This is a genomic window from Aliiglaciecola sp. CAU 1673 (genome assembly GCF_029223185.1).
Lineage (GTDB): Bacteria > Pseudomonadota > Gammaproteobacteria > Enterobacterales > Alteromonadaceae > Bowmanella.
This window is the reverse complement of the sequence record NZ_JARHUG010000014.1, coordinates 118080-125305: the sequence shown is the minus strand read 5'-3', so window position 1 is coordinate 125305 and position 7226 is coordinate 118080. Positions and strand designations below refer to the sequence as shown.

The window sequence follows — 7226 nt, the reverse complement described above, 5'->3', positions numbered from 1 at the left end:
CAATCACGCTTAAGAAAAAATCAGCCGATCCCATCAATAGGTAAGGAGCCACGGAAAACTCACTGGATGGCCCTAAAAAACAAAACCCCACCAAAATGGTGGGGTTTATCATCAATCTGAGGCATCCCGAAGGATGCCTTTATGTCTTTTATCCGCTTTGAATTTGCAGATTAGTCCTGAGACTCATCCTGGGCAGCTTCAGCGGCCGCAGGCTTTTCCAGCAACTCTTTGATGCTCAGACGGATACGGTTCTGGCGATCGATTTCCATCACCTTCACGTCGACCATCTGACCTTCTTTGAGGTAGTCGGTTACCTTGGCTACGCGCTCGTGAGCGATCTGGGAAATATGTACCAGACCTTCTTTACCAGGCAGAACCTCAACGAAAGCGCCGAAGTCTACGCAACGGGTCACTTTACCGTGGTAGGTCTTGCCTACTTCCACGTCGGCGGTGATGCCTTCGATCATATCGATGGCGATCTGCGCCTTGGCACGCTCGGTGGCGAAGATCTTGATGGTACCGTCATCTTCAATTTCGATGCTGGTATCAGACTTCTCGGTGATGGAGCGGATAACCGCGCCGCCTTTACCGATAACTTCGCGGATCTTGTCCTGTTCGATCTTCAGGGTGTAGATGCGAGGGGCGAATTCAGACATTTCCTCACGGTGTGAGTTGATGGCCTGATCCATTACGCCAAGAATATGCAGACGGGCTTCTTTGGCCTGTTTCAGGGCGATCTGCATGATTTCTTTGGTGATACCTTCGATCTTGATGTCCATCTGCAGCGCGGTAACACCGGTAGCAGTACCTGCCACTTTAAAGTCCATATCACCCAGGTGATCTTCGTCACCCAGGATGTCAGACAATACTACGAAGTTATCGTCGCTCTTGACCAAGCCCATGGCGATACCGGCTACAGAAGCCTTAATCGGTACACCGGCATCCATCAGCGCCAGTGAGCTACCGCACACAGAAGCCATGGAGGATGAACCATTAGATTCGGTGATTTCAGATACTACACGCACAACGTACGGGAACTCTTCCTCAGTAGGCATAACTGCCTGGATACCGCGCTTGGCCAGACGACCGTGGCCGATTTCACGACGCTTGGGCGAACCCATCATGCCGGTTTCGCCTACGCAGTATGGAGGGAAGTTATAGTGCAGCATAAAGCGGCTGTTGGAAGTGCCGCCCAGCTCATCAATCATCTGTGCGTCACGCTCGGTACCCAATGTAGCGGTTACCAGGGCCTGCGTCTCACCACGGGTGAACAGTGAAGAACCGTGGGTACGAGGCAGAATACCCGTGGCCACGTTCAGGGCACGGATCATCTGTGGGTCGCGACCGTCGATACGCGGCTGACCGGCCAGGATGCGAGAACGTACTACGTCACTTTCCAGCTCGTGCAGCAGCTCTTTGACTTCCTTGGCATCCTGCTCAGGATTTGCTTCAAGGATTTGTGCGGCGACTTTGTCGGTCACAGCAGTCACGGCATCTTTACGCGCCATCTTGTCAGAAATCTGGTAAGCCTCAGTCATACCGGCTTCAGCCAGTTCTTTGATCTTGGCTTTCAGTTCAGTGTTCTCGGCTTCTGGCTGCCAGTCCCACTTAGGCGTGTTCACTTGCTCTGCGAATTCGCTAACGGCTTTAATCACAGTTTGCATTTCGTCGTGGCCGTACATCACCGCGCCCAGCATCACTTCTTCAGACAGGATCTTGGCTTCTGATTCCACCATCAATACCGCGCCTTGGGTACCGGCAACCACCAAGTCCAGGTCGCTGTCAGCCATTTCGCTGTTACGGGTGTTCAGAATGTACTGGCCGTCTTTATAACCAACACGGGCCGCACCAATAGGACCATTGAAGGGGATACCGGAAATGGCCAGGGCTGCAGAAGTACCGATCATGGAGATGATGTCGGTAGGGATATCCGGGTTAGAAGATACGACGGTGATAACAACCTGAACTTCGTTCTTAAAGCCTTCTGGGAACAGAGGACGAATAGGACGGTCAATCAAGCGGGCAGTCAGGGTCTCATTCTCAGAAGGACGGCCTTCACGCTTGAAGAAACCACCGGGGATTTTACCGGCAGCGTAAGTTTTTTCCTGATAGTTAACAGTCAGGGGGAAGAAATCCTGGTCAGCTTTGGCTTCTTTTTTGCCAACCACTGTTACCAGCACAGCAGTGTCGTCCATGCTGGCCATCACGGCCGCAGTGGCCTGACGAGCGATTACGCCGGTTTCCAGCGTAACTGTGTGTTGTCCATATTGGAACGTTTTAGTAATCGGAGTCACTTGTCTTTCCTTTTGGCGAACCTTCATCAGTTCCAACACCCATTCGGGCTTATTCGGAGCCTCACGGCTTGAGGACACTGATTAGGGTTCTTGCTATTGATAGTTTCTATCGCTTTTTAACGCGGCGCATAGTATAGCGGCTAAGGGGGGGCAAAAACAGTGTCAAATTCGGGTCCCCGCTAACTACATGCGGGGATGTTCCCATTTACAACATATGGGAATGACAGCGTTAAGGAAGTCCTTTGGGCAGGGCTGCGCCATTGATTTATGCATTGAGGCGCAGGGCATCCTCGCCAAAACGGGTAATCAGTCCATTGCGAACCGATTTGGTCAGGCTATTTACTACCAGGGCATACGAATGATCGATCATGCGCTGGATTTCGCCCTCAGGAATAGAGCCATCCAGCTTAATGGTATTCCAATGCTTTTTGTTCATATGGTAGCCGGGGATTACAGATGCGAAGAGATCTCGCAGCATCAGCGCCTGATGGGGGTCGCATTTGAGGTTCATCCGCCCCTCCCCTTTCTCAGTGGCCAGGGTCGCAAACATCTTGCCTTGGATCTTCATCACTGCCACATCGGGTCCGAAAGGAAAATCCTCCAGCGCTTCAGGTTTGTTAAGCAGATATTCCCTGGTTTGTTGATAATTCATTTTCTATTCCTTTTTTTACCACAGAGACACGGAGGTCACGGAGGTGACCTAATTGAAAGCAGGACGATACTAGTAGAATTCACAAAACACTTGTTATCCCCCCAAATAAACCTTTCTTCAACCCTCTGTGTTCTCTGTGTCCCTGTGGTTCAATTCGCCTATCTCAGAGACACAGAGGTCGCGGAGATGACCTAATTGAAAGCAGGACGATACTAGTAGAGTTCACAAAACACTTGTTATCCCCCCAAATAAACCTTTCTTCAACCCTCTGTGTCTCTGTGGTTCAATTCCCCGACTCGCAAGTCCCAAAGTAATGGTCATTCCTGCATGTTTTAAGCGGGAATCCTGGTCTCCGTGGGTCAAACCTCCACTACATAAAACAAACAGTCATTGACCGCGATATCGGCGCGGGTGGTGGCCATAAAAAAGCGTAACGGCTTTGCCGTATGCAGTTTATCGCCATCCAGTGTAAACATTTGCTGGGGCAGTTCATTTCCGGCCTCATCGCGCACAATCAGATTGTCCAGGCCGCCATTATTAATCCACCCCAGAAAACTGCCTTGTGGGGTTATTCCCTGGTTTTTGTGCTCTATGCTGGCGCAGATACTGACATCCACATCCGATACCCGGTCATAGCCATAAGCGAGGCTTTGCTCCTGACGCAACTCCACGCGAATAGGGTGGCGAAGCAGCTCCACTTTCTGGATTGTCCCAAGCTGCAAATCCTTGGCTTGTGCCAAGGCACAAAGACCTCGAAAAGCGGTTTCGTGAGAGCCACTATCCATCGCACCACCGCATTCGATGGTAATGATGGGGTCTGCGAGTTCCTGCTCCATCAGCGCCCCCATTCGCAGGCCGGTCAGGATCATGCGATCTGTGAAATAACCTGCCATGGCCAGGTGCACAGGCGAATCATAGAGGGAAACGGAAAAAGCAGGGCCGGAGCCAGAGGTGTTGTGCAGATCCCAGGTACACTCGGGATTCACTTCTTCAACGGCTTTCATCACCGCCTGCGCTCGTTGATGCAAGGCAGTTCTTGTATCACCGGGGAAGCAACGATTCAGGTCCATTTCCCAAGGCAGATAGCGATGGGTGAACAGTGGTGGCTCCAAGGCGGCTGGCACCGACGGCAGAATAAATCGAAGGTTTGTTTGCCCCTGACGCCCCTCTTTCAAAAAACGATGTAAGGCAAAAAAACCAGAAGGTTCGTTACCATGAATAAGGGTGCAGACAACCCTGGTGCGACTGCCATCAAGACCAGGCACATCGATCACGGTTGGCCCACCTAAGCGCCTGAGTAAGTCGGTTGGACTCTCTCCTATCTCCAACTCATTAGCATGAAGACACTGAAATCCATCTACCATATGCGCGGCCACTGACTTACCGGCTGACAGCTGCGTGCATTTTCCATATAGCGGCGCACCATTTCCTGACAGGCTTTGTCGCGCTCCATGGACTGCGACAAGGTGCTGAGGGTACGCTTCTGCCAGCGGGCCCCGTTAACACCACAAGCCATGCGCTTAGCGATGACATCCAGGAAAAATTGGACCTCCTCTGACTCGACACCTATTTTCAGTAAACCATCATGGGCATAGGTCAGCATTTCTTCCATCAGACTGATTAAGGGAATTTCAGAAAGTTGATGACTACCGGCCTTGGGCCAGAGAATATGGGCATCCAAGCCATTTTGCGCGGCGCGATAAAAGTTATATTCGGCAAATCTAAAGGGCAGCGCCGCCAGATAGGTTTCCATCTGCGGGGCGATACCGTTAGCCAGGCCGATGGCAAAGGCCGCATTGGCCAGCATATCCATAGAAGTGGGACCGGCAGGAATGGCCCTGAGCTCAATACGCACATGACCTTTACCCTGATGACAATATACCGGCCTATTCCAGGGCCAGATGGTGCCCATATGCACACAAAGCTCTTTAAATTTCGGTAGTTTGCCGGAGGCCAGTACCTGAGCCGAATCTTCATCGCTTAAGACAGGCAAAAGCGGCGTATTTAACGACACCGCTTCGGCAAAAAGCTCCCAGGCGTCATGCCGTACCCAGCCAAAACCAAAAGCCACGCGGGTGGGCTGCCGCCAGCGGCTGCGCTGCTCAGGTAACCTGGTATCGAGGGCTTGTTTAAAGAGTGCCACCCGGGTCTCATCCCAGCTGAGATTGCCCAGCAACACCCCGGAATTGGCGGCGACCGCCGTCACAAAAGGCTGGGTCAGCTGCACCGCATTAAAGAGTTCGGCGAATTGACTATGCTGCACCATCATATGTACCTGGAAGGAGGTATTGGCACCCTCTGCGGTAACATCGTCGCAGGTAATGGAAACCGGCTCTTCACCAGTGATATTTAATCTGAAAGGCTCGCCTCGCAGATGATATAACCTGTCTGCCAGTGCCTGATAGCGGGGCAAAGGGGTCATAAACTCTTTACTGAGGTGATGCTGGCGTAAGGTGGGCAAAATGCCGATGGGTACCACATTGACGCCGGTATGCTCGGCCAGACGCTGTAAGTGATCGGTTTTGCGTTGCATCTCTTCTCGAAGCTTTGAGAAGGGTCGGCCCTTTTGCTGAAACACCGACAAGTTCAGTTCCAGGTTGTATTGGTTGATCTCTGCCTGAAACTGGGAGTCATTAAGGGCTTCCAGCAGTATGTGGTTGCTGGGCGAGACTTTGGCATCGTTATCCACCAGGTACATTTCCAGCTCTGCACCAATACACAGGGGATCGCCACCAAAGCCAGGGGTCCTGACTGCTTGCTTTAATAACCCCAGCTGCTCATCCAGCCGCCGGGAAAACGCCTCCACATCCCCCTGCTTTACCGCATCCGTTTCAATTGAACTACCCATGTCTTCCCCTTAGTGACCCAATACCAAGTCTGGCTGCCAATCCCTTTTTTAGCATTGATTCAGCGCAAAAAACAAACGGCGGGGATAAAGAAACACTTGCAGGGGCTGGAAAACAAAAAACCCGGCCGAAGCCGGGTTTTTTATTATTTGGTGCGGATGGCGAGACTCGAACTCGCACGTCTTGCGACACCACCCCCTCAAGATGGCGTGTCTACCAATTCCACCACATCCGCAAAATCTGCTCTCTGTTTAACGACCGAGGCGGTCGCGGCGTTCTTAATTAGGAACGTCGGAAGGCTCTTGCTGCTCAGCAGGTACATCACTGTCAGCTGGCATAGCGGCTGGGGCCTGAGATACTGGTACTTCCAGATCCTGCCACTCATCAACCTGCTTTTCTTTACCGGCCGTCATCGCGCCCAGCACCAGGCTGATTGCGAAGAACAGTGTGGCCAACACAGCAGTACTGCGAGTCAGGAAGTTTCCGGAACCCGTGGAACCGAACACAGTATTAGAAGCGCCAGCGCCAAAAGACGCGCCCATGTCAGCACCCTTACCACGCTGGATCAACACCAGGCCAATCAGGGCCATGGCCACCAACAAATAAATTACCATCAATACTTCGTAAAGCATGCTTTACCTCTAACTATTTGCCGCCTGGCAAATCGCAATAAATTCATCCGTCTTCAGGCTGGCGCCACCGATAAGGCCACCATCTACATCTGCCTGAGCGAACAGTAGCGCGGCATTATCCGCTTTGACGCTGCCGCCGTAAAGTATTCTCAATGCGCTGGCCGCGGTTTTTTCCACTTTGGCCACATGACTACGAATAAAGCCATGCACTTCTTGCGCCTGCTCGGGAGTGGCGGTGTTGCCGGTACCGATAGCCCAAATGGGTTCGTAAGCAATCACTATTTTTGCCAGTCCCGCTGCGCCGATCTTTGTCAGCACCGCATCTAACTGCCGGGCAATGAATTCAAACACCTGGCCTGATTCACGCACCTGCTCCGACTCGCCGACACACAGGATAGGAGTAAGCCCATTTTCCAGTGCTTGCTGCACTTTTTGTGCAACCATGTCGTCGTTTTCACCTTGCTCGGCACGTCGCTCGGAGTGGCCGATGATCACGTAGTCACAACCCAATTCACGGAGCATCTGTGCAGATACTTCACCAGTATGGGCGCCGGATTCGAACTGACTGAGGTTTTGACCTCCCAGTGCAAATCCGTTTTTCTCGAACAGACTCAGGTAGGGAAAAGGTGGGCAAACAACCACATCCATTTTCTCTAGCCGACTTTGCTGTAAAGCCTGCTGCATGTCCCTGACCAGTTCCAAACTGGCATTTAGCTTCCAGTTGCCTGCAACTAACGGGCGTCTACTGCTCACTGTCATGGTGACTCCAGTGCTAAGGTGATCACCCTTCTCGGGGTGTCAT

Annotated in this window: 6 protein-coding genes and 1 tRNA gene; all 7 read right to left on the bottom strand. The window is 52.1% G+C overall.

Annotated features, from left to right (window positions below; all coding sequences use genetic code 11):
• Window positions 1-170: 170 nt before the first annotated feature.
• Window positions 171-2294, bottom strand: a complete 2124-nt coding sequence (gene pnp, locus P2G88_RS14305) for a polyribonucleotide nucleotidyltransferase (RefSeq protein WP_275797098.1) — start codon at window positions 2292-2294, stop codon at window positions 171-173.
• Between the two features lie 265 nt (window positions 2295-2559).
• Window positions 2560-2946, bottom strand: coding sequence for an MmcQ/YjbR family DNA-binding protein (locus P2G88_RS14300; protein WP_275797096.1), 387 nt, complete (start codon window positions 2944-2946; stop codon window positions 2560-2562).
• A 359-nt stretch (window positions 2947-3305) separates the two neighbouring features.
• Window positions 3306-4322, bottom strand: coding sequence for a succinylglutamate desuccinylase/aspartoacylase family protein (locus P2G88_RS14295; RefSeq protein WP_275797094.1), 1017 nt, complete (start codon window positions 4320-4322; stop codon window positions 3306-3308).
• A complete protein-coding gene (locus P2G88_RS14290; protein WP_275797092.1) occupies window positions 4304-5794 on the bottom strand; it encodes a glutamate-cysteine ligase family protein in 1491 nt (496 codons plus the stop codon). Before P2G88_RS14290 ends, P2G88_RS14295 begins: the two co-directional genes overlap by 19 nt.
• Window positions 5795-5942: 148 nt before the next feature.
• Window positions 5943-6027, bottom strand: a tRNA-Leu gene (locus P2G88_RS14285).
• A gap of 43 nt (window positions 6028-6070) precedes the next feature.
• The gene (secG, locus tag P2G88_RS14280; RefSeq protein WP_275797090.1) at window positions 6071-6424 is read right to left on the bottom strand and encodes a preprotein translocase subunit SecG; all 354 of its coding nucleotides are present in this window, start codon (window positions 6422-6424) and stop codon (window positions 6071-6073) included.
• 9 nt (window positions 6425-6433) lie between these two features.
• The gene (gene tpiA, locus P2G88_RS14275) at window positions 6434-7183 is read right to left on the bottom strand and encodes a triose-phosphate isomerase (RefSeq protein ID WP_275797088.1); all 750 of its coding nucleotides are present in this window, start codon (window positions 7181-7183) and stop codon (window positions 6434-6436) included.
• Window positions 7184-7226 lie beyond the last annotated feature (43 nt).

Coding starts and splice junctions, on each gene's coding strand:
- P2G88_RS14290 (WP_275797092.1), bottom strand. CDS start 5,794: ATGGGTAGTTCAATTGAAACGGATGCGGTAAAGCAGGGGGATGTGGAG.
- tpiA (WP_275797088.1), bottom strand. CDS start 7,183: ATGACAGTGAGCAGTAGACGCCCGTTAGTTGCAGGCAACTGGAAGCTA.
- P2G88_RS14300 (WP_275797096.1), bottom strand. CDS start 2,946: ATGAATTATCAACAAACCAGGGAATATCTGCTTAACAAACCTGAAGCG.
- secG (WP_275797090.1), bottom strand. CDS start 6,424: ATGCTTTACGAAGTATTGATGGTAATTTATTTGTTGGTGGCCATGGCC.